At 70.1% G+C, this 20,763-nt stretch carries 21 protein-coding genes; 7 read left to right on the top strand and 14 right to left on the bottom strand.

What is annotated here, in order from left to right:
- Positions 1-31: 31 nt before the first annotated feature.
- Positions 32-700, bottom strand: a complete 669-nt coding sequence (locus ACIG5F_RS23860; protein WP_396520877.1) for a lysophospholipid acyltransferase family protein — start codon at positions 698-700, stop codon at positions 32-34.
- 209 nt (positions 701-909) lie between these two features.
- Between ACIG5F_RS23860 and ACIG5F_RS23855 the strand changes: the two genes are divergently transcribed.
- Positions 910-1,695: a hypothetical protein gene (locus ACIG5F_RS23855; protein WP_396520875.1), complete on the top strand. Its 786-nt coding sequence runs from the start codon at positions 910-912 to the stop codon at positions 1,693-1,695.
- A 235-nt stretch (positions 1,696-1,930) separates the two neighbouring features.
- On the opposite strand, the gene ACIG5F_RS23850 is transcribed toward ACIG5F_RS23855, so the two are convergent.
- From ACIG5F_RS23850 to ACIG5F_RS23835, 4 genes are all read right to left on the bottom strand, one after another.
- Positions 1,931-3,079 (bottom strand): acyl-CoA dehydrogenase family protein, encoded by a 1,149-nt coding sequence (locus tag ACIG5F_RS23850; protein ID WP_396520873.1) that lies wholly within the window; start codon positions 3,077-3,079, stop codon positions 1,931-1,933.
- 5 nt (positions 3,080-3,084) lie between these two features.
- Positions 3,085-5,034 (bottom strand): biotin carboxylase N-terminal domain-containing protein, encoded by a 1,950-nt coding sequence (locus ACIG5F_RS23845; protein WP_396520871.1) that lies wholly within the window; start codon positions 5,032-5,034, stop codon positions 3,085-3,087.
- A 35-nt stretch (positions 5,035-5,069) separates the two neighbouring features.
- Complete coding sequence (locus tag ACIG5F_RS23840) at positions 5,070-6,674, bottom strand: carboxyl transferase domain-containing protein (protein WP_396520869.1); 1,605 nt, start codon at positions 6,672-6,674, stop codon at positions 5,070-5,072.
- 79 nt (positions 6,675-6,753) lie between these two features.
- Positions 6,754-7,542: an SGNH/GDSL hydrolase family protein gene (locus tag ACIG5F_RS23835; RefSeq protein ID WP_396520868.1), complete on the bottom strand. Its 789-nt coding sequence runs from the start codon at positions 7,540-7,542 to the stop codon at positions 6,754-6,756.
- Between the two features lie 187 nt (positions 7,543-7,729).
- Between ACIG5F_RS23835 and ACIG5F_RS23830 the strand changes: the two genes are divergently transcribed.
- Complete coding sequence (locus tag ACIG5F_RS23830; protein WP_396520866.1) at positions 7,730-8,308, top strand: TetR/AcrR family transcriptional regulator; 579 nt, start codon at positions 7,730-7,732, stop codon at positions 8,306-8,308.
- 64 nt (positions 8,309-8,372) lie between these two features.
- On the opposite strand, the gene ACIG5F_RS23825 is transcribed toward ACIG5F_RS23830, so the two are convergent.
- Positions 8,373-9,533 carry an FAD-dependent oxidoreductase gene (locus tag ACIG5F_RS23825; RefSeq protein WP_396520864.1) on the bottom strand — a complete coding sequence of 387 codons (1,161 nt, stop codon included), beginning with the start codon at positions 9,531-9,533 and terminating at the stop codon, positions 8,373-8,375.
- A gap of 81 nt (positions 9,534-9,614) precedes the next feature.
- Between ACIG5F_RS23825 and ACIG5F_RS23820 the strand changes: the two genes are divergently transcribed.
- The gene (locus ACIG5F_RS23820) at positions 9,615-10,178 is read left to right on the top strand and encodes a TetR/AcrR family transcriptional regulator (protein WP_396520862.1); all 564 of its coding nucleotides are present in this window, start codon (positions 9,615-9,617) and stop codon (positions 10,176-10,178) included.
- Between the two features lie 76 nt (positions 10,179-10,254).
- Here the strand turns inward: ACIG5F_RS23820 and ACIG5F_RS23815 are convergent, their stop codons facing one another.
- From ACIG5F_RS23815 to ACIG5F_RS23790, 6 genes are all read right to left on the bottom strand, one after another.
- Positions 10,255-10,959, bottom strand: a complete 705-nt coding sequence (locus tag ACIG5F_RS23815; protein ID WP_396520860.1) for a hypothetical protein — start codon at positions 10,957-10,959, stop codon at positions 10,255-10,257.
- Positions 10,956-12,281 (bottom strand): hypothetical protein, encoded by a 1,326-nt coding sequence (locus tag ACIG5F_RS23810; protein ID WP_396520859.1) that lies wholly within the window; start codon positions 12,279-12,281, stop codon positions 10,956-10,958. Before ACIG5F_RS23810 ends, ACIG5F_RS23815 begins: the two co-directional genes overlap by 4 nt.
- 32 nt (positions 12,282-12,313) lie before the next feature.
- Positions 12,314-12,955, bottom strand: a complete 642-nt coding sequence (locus ACIG5F_RS23805) for a hypothetical protein (protein ID WP_396520857.1) — start codon at positions 12,953-12,955, stop codon at positions 12,314-12,316.
- Entirely contained in the window at positions 12,888-13,448 is a 561-nt protein-coding gene (locus ACIG5F_RS23800; RefSeq protein ID WP_396520855.1) for a hypothetical protein, read from the bottom strand. The genes ACIG5F_RS23805 and ACIG5F_RS23800 overlap by 68 nt, the downstream gene beginning before the upstream one ends.
- A gap of 26 nt (positions 13,449-13,474) precedes the next feature.
- Positions 13,475-14,260 (bottom strand): hypothetical protein, encoded by a 786-nt coding sequence (locus ACIG5F_RS23795; protein ID WP_396520853.1) that lies wholly within the window; start codon positions 14,258-14,260, stop codon positions 13,475-13,477.
- Between the two features lie 131 nt (positions 14,261-14,391).
- A complete protein-coding gene (locus ACIG5F_RS23790) occupies positions 14,392-15,147 on the bottom strand; it encodes a MerR family transcriptional regulator (protein WP_396520851.1) in 756 nt (251 codons plus the stop codon).
- 59 nt (positions 15,148-15,206) lie between these two features.
- On the opposite strand from ACIG5F_RS23790, the gene ACIG5F_RS23785 reads away from it, so the two are divergent.
- Both ACIG5F_RS23785 and ACIG5F_RS23780 read left to right on the top strand, forming a co-directional pair.
- Positions 15,207-16,082, top strand: coding sequence for an RNA polymerase sigma-70 factor (locus ACIG5F_RS23785; protein WP_396520849.1), 876 nt, complete (start codon positions 15,207-15,209; stop codon positions 16,080-16,082).
- Between the two features lie 67 nt (positions 16,083-16,149).
- Positions 16,150-17,232, top strand: coding sequence for an NAD(P)/FAD-dependent oxidoreductase (locus tag ACIG5F_RS23780; protein WP_396520847.1), 1,083 nt, complete (start codon positions 16,150-16,152; stop codon positions 17,230-17,232).
- Here ACIG5F_RS23780 and ACIG5F_RS23775 read toward each other — a convergent pair.
- Both ACIG5F_RS23775 and ACIG5F_RS23770 read right to left on the bottom strand, forming a co-directional pair.
- On the bottom strand, positions 17,229-18,320 hold the full coding sequence (locus ACIG5F_RS23775) for a HoxN/HupN/NixA family nickel/cobalt transporter (protein ID WP_396520845.1): 1,092 nt from the start codon (positions 18,318-18,320) through the stop codon (positions 17,229-17,231). The two genes, ACIG5F_RS23780 and ACIG5F_RS23775, sit on opposite strands and share 4 nt — an antisense overlap.
- Before the next feature lie 141 nt (positions 18,321-18,461).
- Positions 18,462-18,965 carry a hypothetical protein gene (locus ACIG5F_RS23770; RefSeq protein WP_396520843.1) on the bottom strand — a complete coding sequence of 168 codons (504 nt, stop codon included), beginning with the start codon at positions 18,963-18,965 and terminating at the stop codon, positions 18,462-18,464.
- Positions 18,966-19,161: 196 nt separating this feature from the next.
- Between ACIG5F_RS23770 and ACIG5F_RS23765 the strand changes: the two genes are divergently transcribed.
- Complete coding sequence (locus ACIG5F_RS23765) at positions 19,162-20,004, top strand: hypothetical protein (RefSeq protein WP_396520841.1); 843 nt, start codon at positions 19,162-19,164, stop codon at positions 20,002-20,004.
- A gap of 55 nt (positions 20,005-20,059) precedes the next feature.
- The gene (locus ACIG5F_RS23760) at positions 20,060-20,569 is read left to right on the top strand and encodes a hypothetical protein (protein ID WP_396520839.1); all 510 of its coding nucleotides are present in this window, start codon (positions 20,060-20,062) and stop codon (positions 20,567-20,569) included.
- Positions 20,570-20,763 lie beyond the last annotated feature (194 nt).

The raw sequence follows: 20,763 nt of genomic DNA, 5'->3' as shown, positions 1-20,763 counted from the left end.
CAAAGGTAATCGTGGTGGTTACCTCAGTCGGTCACGCGGCTTTTGGGTGGGGGCGGTAGCTGTCCACGTACTCCTGGCCGGTCAGCTCCAGGATGGCGTACATGATCTCGTCGGTGACGGCGCGGTGGATCATCGTGGACTCGGCCATGCCCTCGTAGCGGGAGAAGTCCAGCGGCTTGCCGAAGCGCACGGTCATGGGGCGGATGCGCGGCATGCCCTTGCCGTTCTTCTGCACCTTGTCGGTGCCGATGAGGCCAACCGGCACGACGGGGGCGCCGGTGGCCAGGGCGATGCGGGCCACGCCGGCGTGCCCGCGGTAGAGGCGGCCGTCCAGGGAGCGGGTGCCCTCGGGGTAGATCGCGAACGCGCCCCCGTTGTTGAGCACCTCCTCGGCGGTGTCCAGGGCGGCCCGCGCCGCCCGGCCGCTGCCGCGCTGCACCGGGATGTGGCCGAGGCCGCCGAAGAAGCCGCGCATCAGCGCGCCCTTGACGCCCTTGCCCTCGAAGTACTCGGCCTTGGCCAGGAAGTTCACCCGCCGCGGCACGACCATGGGGATGACGATGCTGTCCACGAACGCCAGGTGGTTGCTCGCCAGCATCACCGGACCGGTGGCCGGGATGTTCTCCAGGCCCTCCACGTTGGGGCGGTAGACCGCCTGCCCGAGCCGTCCCGCAACCCGTTTCATGAACCAGTAGAGCAAAACCCGACCTCCGCGCCGCCCAAGATGCCGCCTTGGATTTTGTCACGTACAACGCTTGAGTCGGCATCCCCGTGCCCGTGCTGTCCGTCACGGGGTACCCCAGTACCGGCCGCCGAACCACCCCTGGGTGTGAGCAAACCGGCAACCGAACAGACCCGTCCGGCGTAACCTGCGCAGACAAGGCACTCGGCGAAGGGTGGTCGGGCGACATGGGCCACTGGGATCCCGGACACGAGCGGCTGCTGTACTTCTTCCTCGGCCTGGTGGTCGCGTTCGTGCTGATCAGGATCAGCGTGCGGCTGATCAGGGCCAAGGTGCGCTGGTGGCCGGGCAACGTGACGCCCGGCGGCATGCACATCCACCACGTGGTGTTCGGCGTGGTGGCGATGATGCTCGGCGGGGTGATCGGCCTGGCCGTGCCGGACGACGCCGGCGATTGGCGGCGGTGGTCGGCGGCCCTGTTCGGCGTGGGCACGGCGCTGGTGCTCGACGAGTTCGCGCTGATCCTGCACCTGCGGGACGTGTACTGGACGCAGTCGGGCCGGCTGTCGGTGGACGCGGTGTTCCTGGCCGTGGGCGTGACCGGGCTCTTACTGCTGGGGGCCAAGCCGCTGGACTACGGCCTGCTGCCCGACTTCGGCCTGCCGCCGCACGTGGCCGGCGGGCTGATCGCCCTTGTCGACCTGGGGTTCGCGGTGGTCACCCTGCTCAAGGGCAAGATCTGGACCGGGCTGCTCGGCCTGTTCCTGCCGCCGCTGGCCGAGGTCGGCGCGATGCGGCTGGCTCGCCCGAACTCGCCGTGGGCCCGCTGGCGCTACCGGCCCGGCTCGTGGGAGCTGACCACGGCGATCCGCCGCGAGGCCCGCTACCGGCAGCCGCTGATCCTGGCCAAGATCCGGTTCCAGGAGTTCATCTCGGGCCGGCACGACCTGCCCGAGATCGAACCGGCGGAGAATCGTGAAAAAGATTCAGAAAAGGCCGTGACCGGACAGTAGAAACGTCATGAAGGGCCCCTTACTGACGTCCAGCGTCAGTAAGGGGCCCTTCATGACGTTGAGAGAAAGGCCGGCGCCCCCGCACGGGGGTGAGCGGGGGCGCCGGGGTAACCCGCCATGTCGAGGGGGGAGGAACACGGCGGGAGCTTGTTCGCGACCTCACTGTAGTACCCAGGTTCGGTCCGCCGAAACCCTTCGGCGTCGCCAATTGTAGTCGATCGACTACAGGCCCGATCTACAGGCCCAGATCGCGGGCGATCAACATGCGCTGGACCTCGCTGGTGCCCTCGCCGACCTCCAGGATCTTGGCGTCCCGGTAGAACCGCCCGACCGGGTACTCGTTCATGAAGCCGTAGCCGCCGAAGATCTGGGTGGCGTCCCGCGAGTTGTCCATGGCCGCGTTGGACGAGACCAGCTTGGCGATCGACGCCTCGCGCTTGAACGGCTCGCCGCGCAGCATCTTGTCGGCGGCGTGGTAGTAGGCCAGCCGGGCGGTGTGGGCCCGGACCTCCATGTCGGCGATCTTGAACTGGATGGCCTGGTACGTGCCGATCTTGTGGCCGAAGGCCTCGCGCTCCTTCACGTAGCGCAGGCACTCGTCCACGCAGCCCTGGGCCAGGCCGACGCCCAGCGCGGCGATGGCGATGCGGCCCTCGTCCAGGATGCGCAGGAACTGGGCGTAGCCGCGGCCGCGCTCGCCGAGCAGGTTCTCGGCCGGCACCCGCACGTCGGTGAACGACAGCTCGCGGGTGTCGGAGGCGTTCCAGCCCACCTTCGAGTACTTCTTCGACACGGTGAAGCCGGGCGTCCCGGACGGCACGATGATCGCCGAGATCTCCTTGCCGCCGTCGGCCTTCTGCCCGGTCACGGCGGTGACCGTGACGGCGGCGGTGATGTCGGTGCCCGAGTTGGTGATGAAGCACTTGGACCCGTTGATCACCCAGCTGTCGCCGTCCAGCCGGGCGGTGGTGCGGGTGGCGCCGGCGTCGGAGCCGCCGCCGGCCTCGGTCAGGCCGAAGCCGGCCAGCGCCTCGCCCGAGGTCAGCCGGGGCAGCCACTGCCGCTTCTGCTCCTCGGTGCCGAACCGGTAGATCGGCATCGCGCCCAGCGAGATGCCGGCCTCCAGCGTGACCGCGACCGAGGAGTCGACCCGGGCCAGCTCCTCCAGGGCCAGGCACAGGGCGAAGTAGTCGCCGCCCATGCCGCCGTGCTCCTCGGGGAAGGGCAGGCCGAACAGGCCCATGCGGCCCATCTTGGCCACGATGTCGTACGGGAACTCCTCCCGCTCGTAGAAGTCGCCGATGACCGGCGCGACCTCCTGGCGGGCGAACTCCTCGACGGTCTTGCGCAGCGCCTCGTGCTCGGGGCTGATCCTGGTGTCCATGTCCGTCACTCCTGTAGGGGTGCAACCACCGCGAGCTGCTGGCCCAGCCGGACCTGTTGGCCCGCATGCACCGCCAGCTCCGCGACCGCGCCGTCGATGGGCGCTACGACCGTGTGTTCCATCTTCATGGCCTCGACGACCAGCAGCGGCTGGCCGGCCGTGACCCGTTCCCCGGCGGCGACCTTGAGCAGCAGCACCGTGCCGGGCATCGGGCTGCTGACCGCGCCGCCGGCCGCGCCGGCGGAGCCCTTGCGGGACAGCTGTTCGGGCTCCTGGAGCGGCCAGTTGCCGATCCAGGTGATCTCGCCGTCGCGGGCGTGCCGGTAGGACCGGGTGATGCCCGCGCTGCGGACGTAGAGGCGATCGCCCTCACGCCACGCGGCGGCCGTGACCGGTTCCCCTTCGCCGACAACGACTTCCGCGCTGGCGGCCCGGCCACGCAGGCGAACCTTGGTCGGCTCGTCGCCGGGCGCGCCGATCAGCCAGGACGTCCAGGCCGGCTGGCCGACCCGCCACCCGCCGGGAATGTCCCACGGGTCAACGGTTTTCCCCGCGGGCTCCAACGCAAGGGCCCGCTCAAGGGCCGCCGCGACCAGCACGTCCTCGGGCATCGGGTTGGCGACCAGGGCGTCGAGCTTGCGCTCCACCAGGCCGGTGTCCAGCCGTCCGGCGACCACGTCCTCGTCGCCCAGCAGGGCCCGCAGGAACGGGATGTTCGTGGTCACGCCCTGGACCGTGACCTCGCCCAGCGCCGACCGAAGCTTGCGCAACGCATCGTCGCGTGTGGACGCATAGGCGATGTGCTTGGCCAGCATGGGGTCGTAGTCGCTGCCGACCACCGAGCCCTCGCAAACCCCGGAGTCGATCCGGATCCGGTCGGTCGGCTCGTCCAACGCCAGCAGCGTGCCGCCGGTGGGCAGGAAGCCGTGGGCCGGGTCCTCGGCGTAGATGCGGGCCTCGACGGCGTGCCCGGTGAGCCGGATGTCGTCCTGGGTAAGAGAAAGCTTCTCCCCCGCCGCGACCCGCAGCTGCTGCTCGACGAGATCGACGCCGGTCACCAGCTCGGTCACCGGGTGCTCGACCTGCAGACGCGTGTTCATCTCCATGAAGAAGAACTCGTCGGGACGGTCGGCGGAGACGATGAACTCCACGGTGCCGGCCCCGGTGTAGCCGACCGACGCGGCGGCGTCGGCGGCCGACTTCCCCATGCGGGCACGGGTTTTGTCGTCGAGCAGCGGCGACGGGGCCTCTTCGATGATCTTCTGGTGCCGGCGCTGGAGGCTGCACTCCCGCTCGCCCAGGTGCAGCACCGTGCCGTGGGCGTCGGCCAGCACCTGGATCTCGATGTGCCGGGGGTTCAGCACGAACCGCTCGGCCAGCAGCGTGTCGTCGCCGAAGGAGTTGCGGGCCTCGCGCTGGGCCGACTCGATGGCCGCCGGCAGCTCGTCGATCGAGTGCACCAGCCGCATGCCCTTGCCGCCACCGCCGGCGGACGGCTTGAGCAGCACCGGAAAACCGATCTCGGCCACGGCGTGCTCGATGTCCGCGCCGAACGCGCCCGGCACCACCGGCACCCCGGCGGCGGTCACGGTCTGCTTGGCCCGGATCTTGTCGCCCATGGCGTCGATCGCCGCCGGCGGCGGGCCCACGAACACCAGCCCGGCCTCGGCGCAGGCCCGCGCGAACGCCGCGTTCTCGGCCAGGAAGCCATACCCGGGGTGCACGGCCTGCGCGCCGGTCTTCAGCGCGGCGTCGATGATCCGCTCGATCGACAGGTAGCTCTCGCGGGCGGCGGCCGGCCCGATGCGCACGGCCACGTCGGCCTCGCGCACGTGCCGAGCGCCCTCGTCGGCGTCACTGTGCACGGCGACGCTGCGAATCCCCATGCGCCGCAACGTTGTCGCGACGCGGACGGCGATCTCGCCGCGGTTGGCCACCAGGACTGTGTCGAACATCGAAGACCTGCTTGCAGGGTCGAGCATCATCACAGTCACATCCTGAAGACGCCGTAGCGGACGGGAGGCAGCGGCTCGTTGGCCGCGGCGGACAGGGCCAGACCGACCACGGTCCGGGTGTCCTTGGGGTCGATCACGCCGTCGTCCCACAGCCGGGCGGTCGAGTAGTAGGGGTTGCCCTGGCTCTCGTACTGGTCCCGGATCGGCTGCTTGAACGCCTCTTCGTCCTGCGTGGACCATTCGTCGCCCAGCTGGTCCCGGCGGACCGTGGCCAGCACCGAGGCGGCCTGCTCGCCGCCCATCACCGAGATCCGGGCGTTGGGCCACATCCACAGGAACCGCGGCGAGTAGGCCCGGCCGCACATCGAGTAGTTGCCGGCCCCGAACGAGCCGCCGATGACCACCGTGAACTTGGGCACCCGGGCGCAGGCCACGGCGGTGACCATCTTGGCCCCGTGCTTGGCGATGCCGGCCGCCTCGTACTCGCGGCCGACCATGAAGCCGGAGATGTTCTGCAGGAACAGCACGGGCACGCCGCGCTGGTCGCACAGCTCGATGAAGTGGGCGCCCTTGACCGCCGACTCGCCGAACAGGATGCCGTTGTTGGCCACGATGCCGACCGGGTGGCCGTGGATCCGGGCGAAGCCGGTGACCAGGGTCGTGCCGTACTCGGCCTTGAACTCGGCGAACCGGCTGCCGTCGACGAGCCGCGCGATCACCTCGCGCACGTCGTAGGGCGTGCGGGTGTCGATCGGGACCACGCCGTAGAGCTGGTCGGGGTCGACGGCCGGCTCCTCGGTCGGCTCGACCTCCCACGGCCTCGGCGCGCGGGGCCCGAAGGTGCCGACGATCTGGCGCATGATGCGCAGCGCGTGCTCGTCGTCCTCGGCCAGGTGGTCGGTGACGCCGGAGGTGCGCGAGTGCAGTTCGCCGCCGCCCAGCTCCTCGGCCGTGACGATCTCGCCGGTGGCCGCCTTCACCAGCGGCGGGCCGCCCAGGAAGATCGTGCCCTGGCCGCGCACGATGATCGCCTCGTCGCTCATGGCCGGCACGTACGCGCCGCCGGCCGTGCACGAGCCCAGCACGGCGGCGATCTGCGGGATGCCCCGGGCCGACATGGTGGCCTGGTTGAAGAAGATCCGGCCGAAGTGCTCGCGGTCCGGGAACACGTCGTCCTGCCGGGGCAGGAACGCGCCGCCCGAGTCGACCAGGTACAGGCACGGAAGGTTGTTGTGCAGCGCCACTTCCTGGGCGCGCAGGTGCTTCTTGACGGTGATCGGGTAGTAGGTGCCGCCCTTGACCGTGGCGTCGTTGGCCACGATCACGCACTCGCGGCCCTCGACCCGGCCGACGCCGGTGATGATGCCGGCGGCCGGGGCCTGGTCGTCGTACATGCCGTTGGCGGCCAGCGCAGACAGCTCCAGGAACGGCGAGCCGGGGTCGAGCAGGTGGTCCACCCGGTCCCGGGGCAGCAGCTTGCCCCGTTCCACATGCCGGATGCGCGACTTCTCGGGCCCGCCAAGAGCGGTCTCGGCCAGCTTGGCCCGCAGCTGCGCGACCAGCTCGGCATGCTCCTTGGCGTTACGCTGATAGCCCGGATCGGTCGGATCCGCGGCGCTGGCCAGTGCCGGCGCGACCATGACGCTCCTCAGCTGTTAGCGACCGTTAACCCCAGGCTCCAGGTTAACGGTCGCTAACCGCTTCGTCCAGTCAGGTCCCTCAGCCGGTCACGGCGGTCAGCGTGGGCAGGTAGCCGCTGGCGTAGCCCGAGGAGTTCGGGTGGTAGGAGTTCACCACCGGCAGGGTCACGCTGTTCAGCCACGAGGACGACGAGCAGATGCCATGGTTGGTGAACGCGGTGCGGACGTCGACGAACCGGAAGCCGTGCCGGCTCGCCGCGGCCGAGATGGCTGAGTCCAGGGCGTCCGCGCCGCTGTTGATGTAGCCGCGGGAGGTGTCGCTCAGGCCGACGCTGCACGAGCCGCCGATCTGATAGAAGCGCGGGTAGCCGACCACATAGACCGTCGCGTTCGGAGCGTGGCCGCGGATCGCGTTGTAGGTGTTGTCCAGCAGGCCGGGCAGGGTGCTGCCGACGAAGGCCTTGGCATTGTTGACCGCGGTGTTGCAGCCGGAGTCGCCGCCGAGGATGCAGGACTCCATGGTGTTGGTGAAGCCGGCGTCGTTGCCGCCGATGGTCACCGTCACCACCGTGTTGGCCGCGCTCAGCGAGCCAACCTGACTGTTGATCACGTCACTGGTCTTCGCGCCCGTGCAGGCGACATTCGTGAAAGCGGACACCGAGTGCGCGGCCGCCCACAGGCTTGGGTAGCCCTTGGCGCTGCGGTCGCAGCTGTTGTCGTACGAACTCTGCGTGCCGACGCCGGCAGCGTAGGAGTCGCCGACCGCCGCGTAGTTCACGGCGGCCGGGGCCGCGAAGGCGGTGGCTGTTGTGGACAGTGCGACGGCGGCCGTGGCCGCCGTGGCTAGCAGGGCGCGAGACAGGCGCATGGCAGGGAACCTCTCCGCTGAAGTAGTGCCAAGACCTGATAATCGTTGCAGTGACTCGGTTTCCGCCGGAAGAGATGCGTCAAGAGTTGATGGATCATTCGCCTGATGGGTGCGAAACCCACCCGGTCACTCCACCGTTCGATACCGGGGTTAGCGTTCGTTAACTCACTCGACTACCATCGGTGGCGTGCCGTTCGCCGAGCCGACCGCGCCCCCGACCCGGCGCCAGCAGATCCTCGCCGCCGCCGCGGAGCTGTTCGCCCGGCACGGCTTCCACGGCGTGGGCATCAACGACATCGGCGCCGCCGTCGGCATCTCCGGCCCCGCCCTGTACCGGCACTTCCGCAGCAAGGACTCCGTGCTCGGGGAGATGCTCACCTCGATCAGCGAGCTGCTGCTGGCCGGGGCCCAGAGCCGGGTGCGCGAGGCCGCCGACCCGGCCGAGTCGATCCGGGTGCTGATCCGCTGGCAGGTCGACTTCGCCCTGGACAACCCGGCGCTGATCACCGTGCAGGAGCGGGACCTCGGCAATCTCGCCGACGCCGACCGCCAGCGCGTGCGCACCCTGCAACGCCGCTACGTCGAGGTCTGGGTCAGCACCATCCGCCGGGCCCGCCCCGAGGTCGGCGAGCCCGCCGCCCGAGCCGGCGCGCACGCCCTGTTCGGGCTGATCAACTCCACTCCGCACTCCGCCCACCTGGACCGGGACCAGATGGCCGACCTGCTGGCCGCCATGGCCTACGCGGCCGTGCACTCCATCACCTGACCGGCCATCGGCCTTCTCTCTCCCACAGACCATCCCCCGCCGGCCTCGGCCCCTCCGTCGACCTTCACTTGGCCGGGTTGAGCATCCGCTCGTTGAGCAGCTGCCGGACCTCGTTGACGTTCTGCGCCTCCGCGTTCTCCATCAGCGCGGCGATCTCCTCGTCGGCCTCGCCGGCCGCCTTGGCCCGCGGCAGCATGATCGCCTCATAGGCCCGGACACCCTGGTCCAGATCGGTGTGGGCGGCGATCGCGGCGGCCAGGTCGCTGCCGTCGATCAGGGCCAGGTTCGCGCCGATCCCATGCGGCGGCAGCAGATGCGCGGCATCGCCGAGCAGCGTCACCCCGGGGACGTGCGCCCAGCTGTGACCGGTCGGCAGCACGTACAGCGGGCGGTTGATGAAGCCGCCGTCGTTCTCGCGGATGAGGTCGAGCACACGGTCGTGCCAGCCCTCGAAGCGGCCCATCAGGTACCGGCGCACGGCGTCGGTGTCGGCCATGTCGATGCCGGCCTCGCCGGCCCAGTCCAGCGGGATGTCCTCCAGCTCGGCGTACACGCGGACGTGGCCGCCGCTGTTGCGCTGCGCCGCCAGCATCCCGGCGGTGCCGGCCCCGACGACCAGGTTGCCCGGGCCGATCAGCTCGGCCAGCTCGGGGTGGCGGTTGTCGACGTCGTCCAGGTACGTCTCGACCAGGGCGGCGCCGGTGTAGACCGGGGCGACCGACGAGACGGCCGGGCGGGTGCGCGACCATGCGCCGTCGGCCCCGACCACCAGGTCGAACTGTTCCGTTGCGCCGTCGGTGAAGCGCACGGTGGCGATGCCGGCCTCGGCGCTCACGCCCTCGATCGGGCTGCCCCAGCGGACGGTGCTCGGCTTGAGGGAGTTCAGCAGCAGCTCGCGCAGCTGGCCGCGGTCGATCTCCGGGGCGTAGTACTCGTCCTCGCCGGGCTGCTGGTGGTTGACCAGCTCGCCGCTGGTGGCGTTGACCATCCGCACCTCCTGGGCGTCGGCCCGGGCCACCGCGCGGAACTGCTCGTACAGGCCGAGGGCGCGCATGGCCTCCTGGCCGGTGGGGGCATGCAGGTCGAGCATGCCGCCCTGCCATCGGGCGGAGGCCGAGGCCTCGCGCTCGATGACCGTGACGTCGAAACCGTTGATCTGCAGGCCGCGGGCCGCGGCGAGACCGCCGGGGCCGGCGCCGATGACGGCGATGCGTGCTGTGTTCATGCCCCCAGAAAACCACACTGACTCAATAAGTGCAACGACTCAATCTTTTAAGTCGTTGCACCCTTGTCGTAGGATGGGCCCATGGAGCAGCTCGGACGCCGTGAGCGCAAGAAGGCCCAGACCCGCCAGGCCCTGGCCGACGCCGCCCTGGAGCTGTTCGCCGCGCGCGGCTACGACCAGGTCAGCGTCAAGGAGGTGGCCGACGCCGCCGACGTGTCGGTGACCACGCTGTTCAAGTACTTCCCCAGCAAGGAGTCCCTGGTCTTCGACCAGGACTCGGACGTCGAGGCCGCCCTCGTCGCCTCGGTCCGGGACCGCGACGGCCGCTCCGTCCCCCAGGCCCTGCGCGACCACCTTCACCGGCGGATGTCCAAGCGCCCCACCGATCCCGAGATCGGCGACTTCGCCCGGGTCATCGCCCAGAACCCCGCCCTCGGCGACTACGCCGAACGCATGTGGCGCCGGCACGAGACCGCCCTCGCCCACGCCATCGCCGCCGAAGTCGGCGCGCCCGCCGACGACATCCGCTGCGCCGCCCTCGCCCGCTTCGCCCTCGAAGCCAGCCAGCTCGCCCACCGCCACGGCGACAACCCGGACCTGCTGGACCCGATCTTCGATCTGCTGGAGAACGGCTGGCCCTTCTAGCCCCCGAACGCCACATCCCACCACCAGGCCGGTGGAGCTGGGCCGCGAATCCCCGGCCCCCTTCTCCTACAACCTCCTACAACCCCGCCGCCAGCCTTCGCAGACAGGCCGCCAGTTCGGCCGGGGCGGGGCGGCGGAGGCGGCGCGGGGCGGTCGAGGCCGGCCGCCAGGACTCCACGAAGACCCGGGTCGAAGTGCGTTCCACCGGGAACTGGAGGAACAGGGTCGCCGACAGGGTGTCGGCGACCGGCTCGACGCGGTGGATCTGGCTGACGGTCATCATCGAGCGGGCGCCGACGCCGGCCAGGGCGACGAACTGGCGGGCCAGGGTGACCGGCCCGCGGGGACGCAGGCGGTAGCCGGTGTCGCGGCCGGGGCTGCGGTACTCGTACTCCAGGCAGGGGATCGGCTCGTCCTCGCCGTCGTACTCGTGGAAGTGCTCCCACTTCAGCGCGCCACGCAGCAGCACGCTGGCGAACCGCCACCGGTGGTTGTGGATCTCCTCGACGCTGTGCGGGGCCACGGCCGGGTCCCATACGTGCAGCACCAGCCGATATCCCTTGAGCGGCGGGGAATCCCACTCGTCGGTGTCGACCACGACCAGCTTCACGAACCCGTTGTGGTGCACGGTCGCCCGGCCGGCCAGGCGCTCGCGGACGGCGCCGTCGGCGCAGGCGGCGGCCAGGTCGGCCACCAGGGCGCAGGCGGTGGCGTGCACCCGGTCGGCCCCGTCCCGCAGCGCCAGGCCGATGTCCGCGGCCTCGATCACCGTGCCGATCACTGCGATCGCACCTCCCACACCTCGGCCCGATCCCGGAACTCCTTGGCCTCCAGGTCGAGGACCCCGACCCGGCCGGCCAGCCCGTCGGCCGCCGACCAGCCCTCGCCGAGCACGTAACGCAGGGCCTGGCTCACGGCGACGTAGTGCCGTTTGGGCTCCAGGCCCTCATGCCGCCCGCGCATCGCGCCGGCCAAGCCCTGCTCCAGCCGGGCAACCTCCACAATGGACGCTCCGTCGAAGGCCGGCACATAGCTGGCGATGCCGCCGATGCGGCCGTACTCGTACTCGCCGAAGTGCAGCGCCATCCGGGAGCCGACCCGCAGCCCCTCCTCGCGGATCTCCAGGTTCAGCCGGCCGATCTCGCCGACGAACTGCCGCCACCGGGCCAGCAGGTCGGCCACCAGCCCGGGCAGGTCGTAGAACACGCGGGACGGGAAGGCCGCGACGAAGCCGTCGCCGGCGGTCTGCACCTGCATCGCGCCCAGCCGCCCCAGCATCCGGTCGAAGTGGGTGCCGATGGACTTGCGGAACACCGCCTGGATCGACTCGGCGTCCGAGCCGAAGCTGTGCATCTGCTCCCGCGCGTACTTCAGCGCCGTGCCGTAGCCGGCGAGGTCCACCGCCACCAGCAGGCCCTGCTCATGACGGGTGAACAGGGTGCGGGGCAAGGGAATGCTGGCCGAGCCGAGCCGGGCCCGCAGGCCGGGCGTGGCCATCACGTGCTGGATGTTGCTCATCAGCGGCTTGCCCAGGAACCACTGCTCCTCCCGCTTGTGGGCGGCGCTGTAGCGCTCGCGCAGGTGCTCGCCGTCCGGTTGCAGCGGCAGGAACACGTAGCCCCGCCGCAGATCCGGGTCGGCGATGTTGCGCAGGCATGCGTCGTCCACAGTGGACAGCTGGTATCGCACGATCTTGAACGCCTTGACCAGGCCCGGGGTCCGCGGCGAGACCTTGAGCTCCAGGAACTCCCCCAGCGGCCGCACCGTGGTGTCGCGCAGGCCCAGCAGGTAGGCCAGCTGGTTGATGTCGGCCTCCGGGGTCTTGGCCGCCATGGTCTGGTCGATCAGCCGGAACAGCGAGCTGACCTTGGTCGGCGGCCCGTAGCCCATGCTCACCGGGTAGGCCATGAACGGCGTGGCCCAGTAGCCCTCGTCGTGGGCGCTGCCGGTGCCCAGCGGATAGCTCGGATAGGTCAGCAGCAGGTGCGGGTGGCCCGCCTCCTGGTGCACGGTGATCTCCAGGGTGGCGATCACCCACACCTGCACCGGCGCCTCCATCAGGCGCCGGTCGGGCGTCCCGCTGTCGAGGATCTCGTAGGTCACCGCCGGCTCACATCAGGTCGTCGTGGTCACGGTCAGAGCGGAAAGGCGCCGGCCATCCGGTCGAGCACCTCCGGCACGTTCGAGGAGATCTTGCGGTCCTGGAACCGGAAGTGGCCGTCCACCCGGCGGCCGGCGAACTCGTCGACGCGCACCCAGACGTGTGGCACCGACAGCCGGCGGCCGGCCGGCAGCTCGGTCCGGTGGTAGTCGAAGACGTAGGCCGTGTAGCTGTCCGAGGTGTTGGAGAACTTGAGCGAAAAGTTCCGGTAGACCGGGTCGCCGCCCCACGAATCCCGCAAATGAGGGAGAACGTTGTTGTAGCCGACGGACAACGCCCGCCGGTACTCCAGGCTCAGCCGATCGCGCAGCTCCACCAGCGATTCGGACACTCGGGCCAGACTGTCCCCGGCGGCCAGCCGGAGGAACTCCACCTCCTCCCCACACCGCCGCCGGATGTCGGCCGCGGAAAGCACCAGGGAGGCATAGGGGAACATCCAGGTCTCCCATGTTCCCGGCGGATGCGGATCGACCAGCAGAATTCGCCCCGGGTCATCGGCGTCGGTGACCAACAGCGGAGCGGTCAGCGCCACCCGCCCCGGTATCTCGTCACGGTCCAACCTCGTCGACCGCGCCCAGTCGTCCAACTCGTCCCAGGTGTAGTCCTTCAGGGCCATTCCCGTCCTCCTCGGCCACTATCGCCAACACTTCCCGTTCGGCCCGGTCGAGAATGTCCGGCATCGGCCGGAACAGCCGCTCGTCCAGGCTGCGGAACAAATCGGTTCTGGGCCCATTTCCGGCCCAGACGGTCACGTCCCCCAGCGGTATGACTTCGGCCGCCGGCGGCTTTCGAACCCGAGGTCGGATCACCGTCACGGCAATCGCCTCGCAGCCGTGGCGCAGCGCCGCCACTGCTCGGTTGGTGCCGTCGAGCAACACCGCCGTCGCGCCGTACGACTCGGCGATCACGCCGAGGGCGACGCGGTCCGGCGCGTACCGCGTCGAGGTGTACGGACGCAGTCCAGCAGCGCGTTCGCGTTCGAGCAATGCGTGCGCATTGCTCAAGCGCGCACGCCGCACCGAACGGATCGTCGACCGCAGCGCGGCGAGCGGCAGCACCTCGGCGCGCACCTCCACCGGGCCCCAGAACTCGGCGAATGACCTGCTCAAGGCCGCATTGACCAGGCCATGCGGGATCACGGCACGTCCCCGAGGACCTCGGCGGCATAGCAGCGGACGGCCTCGGCGCACCACGGATCGTTGGTGATGAGGTCCCGGCCGAGGCGGCCGAGCACGAGCAACGCCCACCGCGCCGACGCCGGGTCGGCCGTCGGCACGGTGTCCAGGAACGTGGTCCACAGGCCGACGGCGGCCAGCGCCTGCTGGGTCGGCACGCCGTGGCTGGGCCACCAGCGGTCGGGCGCGACCAGGGCGCTGAAGACGAGGTTGCGGGCCCGGTCCAGCCGGGTGAGGCAGGCCCCGTAATGGCCGCGGCGGAGGCTTTTCACGGCCGAGGTGTAGCCGATGAGGAAATCCACTGCGGCCGCGTTTCGATGCCGACGCACGACGGCCGGATCGCGGGCCGCCCGAAGCGAGGATTCGAGCAGTTCCGCGAACCGGCCGTCCGGGTCCCACAGAATACGGTTCTTGGCCCGCAGCGGCGTGGGCACAATCGTCGACGGCGTCAGGAAGAAGAATTCGACCAGACCCAGCCGCGCGCTGAGCACCGCCGCCCGGACACCGAATTCAGGGAGATAGCGGACCTGATCCACCCCGATCGTCTCCGGCGCCAGATCGATATCGCCGCGCAACGCGTCGGCCAGGCGATCCTCGGCCACCAGAACGAACAGATCCAGATCGGAATGCTCGTCGGCCGCCCCCACGCCATGGGAGCCGCCGATCGCCAGCCCCGCGAATCCGGGGCGACGAGCCAGTTCGGCCGGCAACTCACGGGCGAGCCAATGATCGACGTCAGCGTTCATGGCGGCACCCCCGGCCGGAATCGGTCCGACTTCGGAGGATAGCGGCACGCCCCGTTTATCAACAGTGCCGGATCGCCCGTTCGAGTGTATTCAGACGGATGGAATTGCCTAATTGCCCCGATCGGGGGCGCTCAGCTCAGCCGGGCGGCGGCGTAGGCCAGCATCGCGTCGCGCAGGTACTCGGCCAGCCGCGGGTGGCGGGCGTCGAGGTGGGCGCGCAGCTCGGGCGTGGCGGCGAAGGCCTCGGCCAGCTTGCAGTAGTCGGCCTTGTCCAGGCTGAGCACCTCCCGCTGCGCGGCGTGCTCCTCGGCCACCAGGTCGAGGGTCCGGGGATCGTCGGCCGGGACGTCGGCCAGCATCAGGGCGAGCAGCCGGCGCTCCCACTCGGCGGCCTTCTCGTTGGCGGCGGCGAAGTCGGCCTCGGTCCAGCCGGCGATGCCGGCCCGCACCTCGTCGAAGTACGGCTTGGACGACTCGGGCGACTTGGCCTCCAGCTCGTCCAGCGCGGCCGGGCTGAGCTCGAAGCCGTCGAACAGCTCGTGGTCGGGCACAACAGTGCCTCCTTCCAGATCGGCGATGGTTCGGTTGATCGTGCGGACCAGCCGTTCGAGGCGGTCGTGCCGGGCCCGCAGCCGTTCGCGGTGGTCGCGCAGGGCGGCGAGCCGGTCGTGCTCGCCGTCCAGGATCCGGGCGATGGTCGGCAGGTCCATGTCCAGCTGCCGCATCAGCAGGATCTCCTGTAGCCGCAACAACTGCTCCCGCTCGTACCAGCGGTGGCCGCTGGGGCCGACCCGGGCCGGGCGCAGCACCCCGATCTCGTCGTAGTGCCGCAGTGCCCGGGCCGTCACCCCGGCCATCCGGGCCAGTTCGCTGATCGACCAACTCATGGCGACCACGCTAGGAGTTCTCGCTACGAGAGGGGCAAGCCCCGCCTAGACTCGGCCCGATGGATCTCGCAGCGGCGGACTTCGAGCGGCACCGGCCGCGGCTGTTCGCGGTCGCCTACCGCCTGCTCGGCTCGGCGGCCGAGGCCGAGGACGCGGTGCAGGACACCTACCTGCGCTGGCACGCCGCCGATCGGACCGAGATCCACGAGCCGGCGGCCTGGCTGACCAAGGTCCTCACCAACCTGTGCCTGAACCGGCTGACCTCGGCGCGGGCCCGCCGCGAGAGCTACGTCGGCCCCTGGCTGCCGGAGCCGGTGCTGACCGCGCGCACCCCGCTGGACACAGCCGAGCTGCGCGAGTCGGTGACGATGGCGTTCCTGCTGCTGATCGAACGGCTCACGCCGGCCGAGCGGGCGGTGTTCGTGCTGCGCGAGGCCTTCGAGTACAGCCACCGTGAGATCGCCGACGTGCTCGACCTGAGCGAGGCCAACTGCCAGCAGCTCTACCACCGGGCCAGGCAGCGGGTGGCCCAGGACCGCCGCCGGTTCGACGCCGACGGCGAGGAGAAACTGCGCATCACCAAGAACTTCCTGGTCGCCGCGCGCAGCGGGAACATGGCGGCGCTGGAGGGCATGCTGGCCGAGGACGTGGTGGCCTGGGCCGACGGCGGCGGCCGGACGACCGCCGCGCGCAAGCCGATCCGCGGCCGGCAGCGGGCGGCGGTCTACCTCAACTGGCTGGCCGGCGACATCGACGGCCTGGAGATCCGGCTGGACGAGGTCAACGGCGAGCCGGCCGTGCTGGCGTTCATCCACGGCGAGCTGTCAGTGGTGATCAACCTCCAGATCGTGGACGGCCTGATCACCGACTTCCGCGCGATCGTCAACCCGGACAAGCTGGCCTACCTGACCAGGCAGGTGACGCAGGACACATAGCCGGCCTGTCAGGAATCGCGCGGCTGCCCGGTTCAGGTCCCGTCACCACAAGGGAAGGGACCTGGACATGACGAACATCGTCGTCATCGGCGCCGGCTACGCGGGCCTCACCGTCGCACGCCGGCTGGCCCGGCGGGCCACCGCGCACGTCACCCTGGTCAATGCCGCGCCGGACTTCGTCGAGCGGATCCGGCTGCACCAGCACGCGGCCGGCGAGGACCTGCGGGTGCGGCCGCTGGCCGAAGCGGTGCGAGGCACGGGAATCGAGCTGGTCGTCGGCCGGGTGCGGGCGATCGACCCGGCCACCAAGGAGATCGACGTCGACGGCCGCGGGATCGGCTACGACACGCTGGTGTACGCACTCGGCAGCGTCTCGGACGACCACGGGATTCCGGGCGTCGCCGAGAACGCCTACCCGGTGGCCGGCCTCGCCGAGGCCACGAGGCTGCGGGACCTGGTGCCGGCCAAGGCAACCGTGACGATCGTCGGCGGCAGCCTGACCGGGATTGAAGCGGCGACCGAGCTGGCCGAACAGCATCCGGATCTGCACGTCCGGATGGTCGCCGGTCACGCGCCGGGCAGCGGCCTGTCGGTCAAGGCGCGTAGGCACCTGGGTCGGGTGTTCGACCGGCTGGGCATCGAGGTCCGCACCGGCGCGCGGGTGGCCAAGGTGTTGGCGGACAGCGTGGTGCTGACCGACAGCGAGGAGCTGGCGAGCGACATCACCGTCTGGGCGACCGGGTTCCGGGTGTCACCGCTGGCCACGCAGGCCGGCGTCCGGACCGCCCACAGTGGACGGATCGTGGTCGACGCGACGCTGCGGTCGGTGTCGCACCCCGACATCTACGCGGTCGGCGACAGCGCCGCGGTCCAAATCGACGGCCAGGAGCTGCGCATGGCCTGCGCGACCGCCGAACCGATGGCGGAGTACGCCGCCAGGGCGATCGCCACCCGGCTCCGCGGCGAGGAGCCGAAACCGTTCAGCTACCGCTACTTCCTCCAGTGCATCAGCCTGGGCCGCAAGGACGGCCTGGTGCAACTGGTCGACGCGCACGACCGTCCCAAGGAGACAGTGATCACCGGCCGGGTCGCGGCGCTGGTGAAGGAGGGCATCGTGCGTGGGGCGGGATGGTCGGCGTTGCGCCGCTAGGAAGCCTTGACCTCCCAGCGTTCCTCGATGCGGCCGAACCGCCACACCGCCAGCGCCACCAGCCAGGTCACCACGAACAGGCCGACGATGACGTAGCCGACCAGGTTCAGGTCCAGCCCGCTGATCCAGCCGAGCAGGCCGGTGCTGACGTCGAGCTTCTCGGCCAGCAGCTGGAGCAGCTCGACCACGCCGATCACCAGGGCGACCACGACCGACAGGCCGGTGACGGTGATGTTGTAGAAGACCTTGCGCACCGGCTTGGCGAAGGCCCAGCCGTAGGCGAAGTTCATGAAGCAGCCGTCGATCGAGTCGAACAGGCTCATGCCGGCGGCGAACAGCACCGGCAGCGTCAGAATGGCGTACCAGGGAAGGGAGAACGCGGCGGCGCCGCCGGCGAGCACGAGCAGCGACACCTCGGTGGCGGTGTCGAAGCCGAGGCCGAACAGCAGGCCGGTCGGGTACATCTGCCACGGCCGGCTGATCGCCTTGGTCAGCCCGCGCAGGATCCGGTTCATGAAGCCGCGCTCGTCCAGCCGGCGCTCCAGCTCGGCCTCGTCGAACTCGCCGCCGCGCATCTTGCGGAACACCGTGATGATGTGGGCCATCACCACCAGGTTGATCACGCCGATGAGCACCAGGAAGGTGCCGGACACCAGCGTGCCGACCAGGCCGGTCCAGCTGTGCAGGCCCGAGCTGTCGTCGGCGACCTCGCCGGCCAGCGCCCGCACGCCCAGCGCGAGCAGCACGCACAGGCCGAACACCACGCTGGAGTGGCCGAGGGAGAACCAGAATCCCACCGACAGCGGCCGCTTGCCCTCGGACATCAGCTTGCGCGTGGTGTTGTCGATGGCCGCGATGTGGTCGGCGTCGAAGGCGTGCCGCAGGCCGAGGGTGTAGGCGGTCAGGCCCAGGCCGATGCCGAAGACCTGGCCGTTGCCGATCTGGTAGTTGGCCGGCGAGATGAGGAAGATCAGGGAACCCCAGCCGATCACGTGCAGGGCCAGCACGAACGCGGCCATGCCGCCGATGCTGAGCCACTCCGGCCGGCTGAGCGGCCGGGCGCGCTCGGGACGCAGGGTGTCCACCATGTCGCCGCCTCTTTCGAGCTGGGGGAAACAACAGGCAAGATTGTGGTACCTGCAACCCTTTGGCGACAGCGCTGGTCAGCGGAGAATTCTCACATCGGGCGGCCCGGCGCGGCGTTACCGGACCGCTGCGTCACCGTGCGATCACGGCGAGTAGCAGACGTGGCTGCTGGTGTTGAAGATCGGCGTCGTGTCCACGGCCAGGTTGGACGCCGGGTTCACGATCACCGAGCCGCTGCGGGTCAGCTTGTTCTCACAGGCGATGATCGCCGAGTTGGTCGAGTTGCCGGCCCACAGGTCGATGTGGCGCTTGCCGCTGTTCCAGTCGGAGATACAGGCGGCGCAGCTGTCCTCCATGATGAAGTACTTCTTCAGGTACGCGTAGTAGACCTTGGTGCCGGGGGCCAGTTCCGACTTGCTCGTCGCGAACGTGACCGGGTTGCTGTACGTGCCGACGCCGCCCGCCTGCGAGTGGATCTGCGGGTAGGCGATCGCGGCCGTGCCGGGCGGGTCGTTGTCCAGGGCCCCGTACAGCGTCACGTACATCGTGTACGTGGTCGCGTGCGGCGTGACGGCAGCCTGGGCAGGGGCGGCGACCGCGACCAGCAAGCCGATGCCGAGCAGGGCGACCAGCAGCTTGCTTTTCATGAACACCTCCTGGATTCACCTATATGATTAGGAAAGTTCCCTAACACAGCCGAGGGTATGGGCGCGCTTCCACGCCGAGAAGCCCCGGATCGTTCACAGTTATCCGGCCCGTCACGCGGTCGATCGCGAAAATTCTTCAGATTCTGGCCCGGGACTGGTACGTCTGTGCGCGGCCGTCCTCGACGAAGGGGTGCACATGGGTAGGAAGACGCTGGCCGCCGCGCTGGCCGTGGCCGTCGCCGTGATCGCGCCGGGTCTCGCGCACGCCGACACCGGGGCCTGGGTGATCCAGGGCTCCGACCACGCCCGGGCGCTGGACGAGAGCCAGGGCCTGGCCACGGTGGTGCGGCCCAACTCCAGCTTCATCCAGTACACCGGCATCTCGACCATCCCGGTCGCCGACTCGGTCAAGGGCTGGAACCACGTCGGCGACCCGGGTTCGCGGCTGGGCTACTACATCGAGCCGTACCAGAGCGACAACAACGGGGCCAAGATGTTCCGCGTCCAGTCGCCCGACGGCAGCTGGGCCGAGTACACCCACAAGCTGGAGTCCTGGGAGGCGTTGAACAACTCGTTCGCCGCGGTCTCGCCGGACGGGCAGTGGCTGGTGGCCGGCGAGTACGGCACCATGGACCGCCTGCTGGTGTACCCGATGCCCGGCATCCGGTTCACCACCCCGAGCCAGAACCTGCCGTACGCCTTCGCGATCCGGCTGGACCACCCGGTCCGCGACGTGCAGGGCTGCGACTTCACCTCGTCGGCCCAGCTGCTGTGCGCCTCCGACGACCCCGAGGGGTCGCTGTTCGGCGTCACGAAGCCGTTGCTGCAACTGGATCTCGCCGGCGCGCTCGGCGGCTCCGACGTGTCGGCCCATGTGAGCGCTCTCGGCCAGCTGCCGCTGCAGAGCTCGTGCACCGGCACGTTCGAGGTCGAGGGCATGGACTACGACATGCGGGACGCAACCCTGCGGGTGATCGTGATGTCGCCCGGGTTCTGCGTGCTCACCGACTCGAAGACCTGGCGTTTCAAGCACTCCTGAACCCGGACGGCCGATTGGATCACCGCCGGTCCCGGTTGTGTTGCAAGATGGGCCGGTGGACCCACAGGATCCGGAGCGACGACAGCGCATGGTCAGCACGGCCGGCGAGGCGCTCGCCGCCGCCCAGGCGGGCGACGACGGCGCCGCGATCAGCCTGCTGACCACCTTCGTCGACACCTCGCCGGCCGGCGACGTCGACGGCAAGGAACTCGTGCTGATGCTGTTCCGCGAGTGCAGCGAGATGGTCGCCGCGCTCGGCTCCGGCGGGGCCACCCCGGTCAAGATGCAGGTCTACGACGCCGACGGCCAGGAAGTCTCCATCGACGACGCCGACCCGCCGGTGCGCACCGCGGTCCGCACCCTGCTCGCCGAGGTCCACGGCGACCAGGACGCGGCCCGCGCCCAGATCGACATCGCGCTGAGCACCGCCGCCCCCAGCGAGGTGGCGGCGGTGGTCATGCAGGCCCTGCGCTGGACCATCCGGCTGGCCACCGAATGCGCCAACCGCGACCTCCCGGTCGCCGCCTGGATCTCCGACTCCCTCGACGCCGACGAGGACACCTGACCCACCCCCAGGCCACCCCACCCCCAGCCCCTTCCTCCACCCCCCAGTGCAGGAAGGGGGCTTTCCTCCACTCCAAGTGCAGGAAGGGGGCTCTCCTCCACTCCAAGTGCAGGAAGGGGGCTCTCCTCCACTCCAAGTGCAGGAAGGGGGCTCTCCTCCACTCCAAGTGCAGGAAGGGGGCTCTCCTCCACTCA

It is taken from the genome of Kutzneria sp. NPDC052558, from assembly GCF_044547355.1.
In the GTDB taxonomy this organism is placed as follows: Bacteria; Actinomycetota; Actinomycetes; order Mycobacteriales; family Pseudonocardiaceae; genus Kutzneria.
Note: the sequence above shows the minus strand (reverse complement) of the source record. Positions and strands in the feature narration are given on the sequence as shown.

What these genes read in the sequence shown, in the direction of transcription:
- ACIG5F_RS23855 (WP_396520875.1), top strand. Translation starts at nt 910, where the DNA reads ATGGGCCACTGGGATCCCGGACACGAGCGGCTGCTGTACTTCTTCCTC.
- ACIG5F_RS23850 (WP_396520873.1), bottom strand. Translation starts at nt 3,079, where the DNA reads ATGGACACCAGGATCAGCCCCGAGCACGAGGCGCTGCGCAAGACCGTC.
- ACIG5F_RS23845 (WP_396520871.1), bottom strand. Translation starts at nt 5,034, where the DNA reads ATGTTCGACACAGTCCTGGTGGCCAACCGCGGCGAGATCGCCGTCCGC.
- ACIG5F_RS23840 (WP_396520869.1), bottom strand. Translation starts at nt 6,674, where the DNA reads ATGGTCGCGCCGGCACTGGCCAGCGCCGCGGATCCGACCGATCCGGGC.
- ACIG5F_RS23835 (WP_396520868.1), bottom strand. Translation starts at nt 7,542, where the DNA reads ATGCGCCTGTCTCGCGCCCTGCTAGCCACGGCGGCCACGGCCGCCGTC.
- ACIG5F_RS23825 (WP_396520864.1), bottom strand. Translation starts at nt 9,533, where the DNA reads ATGAACACAGCACGCATCGCCGTCATCGGCGCCGGCCCCGGCGGTCTC.
- ACIG5F_RS23820 (WP_396520862.1), top strand. Translation starts at nt 9,615, where the DNA reads ATGGAGCAGCTCGGACGCCGTGAGCGCAAGAAGGCCCAGACCCGCCAG.
- ACIG5F_RS23805 (WP_396520857.1), bottom strand. Translation starts at nt 12,955, where the DNA reads ATGGCCCTGAAGGACTACACCTGGGACGAGTTGGACGACTGGGCGCGG.
- ACIG5F_RS23795 (WP_396520853.1), bottom strand. Translation starts at nt 14,260, where the DNA reads ATGAACGCTGACGTCGATCATTGGCTCGCCCGTGAGTTGCCGGCCGAA.
- ACIG5F_RS23790 (WP_396520851.1), bottom strand. Translation starts at nt 15,147, where the DNA reads ATGAGTTGGTCGATCAGCGAACTGGCCCGGATGGCCGGGGTGACGGCC.
- ACIG5F_RS23785 (WP_396520849.1), top strand. Translation starts at nt 15,207, where the DNA reads ATGGATCTCGCAGCGGCGGACTTCGAGCGGCACCGGCCGCGGCTGTTC.
- ACIG5F_RS23780 (WP_396520847.1), top strand. Translation starts at nt 16,150, where the DNA reads ATGACGAACATCGTCGTCATCGGCGCCGGCTACGCGGGCCTCACCGTC.
- ACIG5F_RS23775 (WP_396520845.1), bottom strand. Translation starts at nt 18,320, where the DNA reads ATGGTGGACACCCTGCGTCCCGAGCGCGCCCGGCCGCTCAGCCGGCCG.
- ACIG5F_RS23770 (WP_396520843.1), bottom strand. Translation starts at nt 18,965, where the DNA reads ATGAAAAGCAAGCTGCTGGTCGCCCTGCTCGGCATCGGCTTGCTGGTC.
- ACIG5F_RS23765 (WP_396520841.1), top strand. Translation starts at nt 19,162, where the DNA reads ATGGGTAGGAAGACGCTGGCCGCCGCGCTGGCCGTGGCCGTCGCCGTG.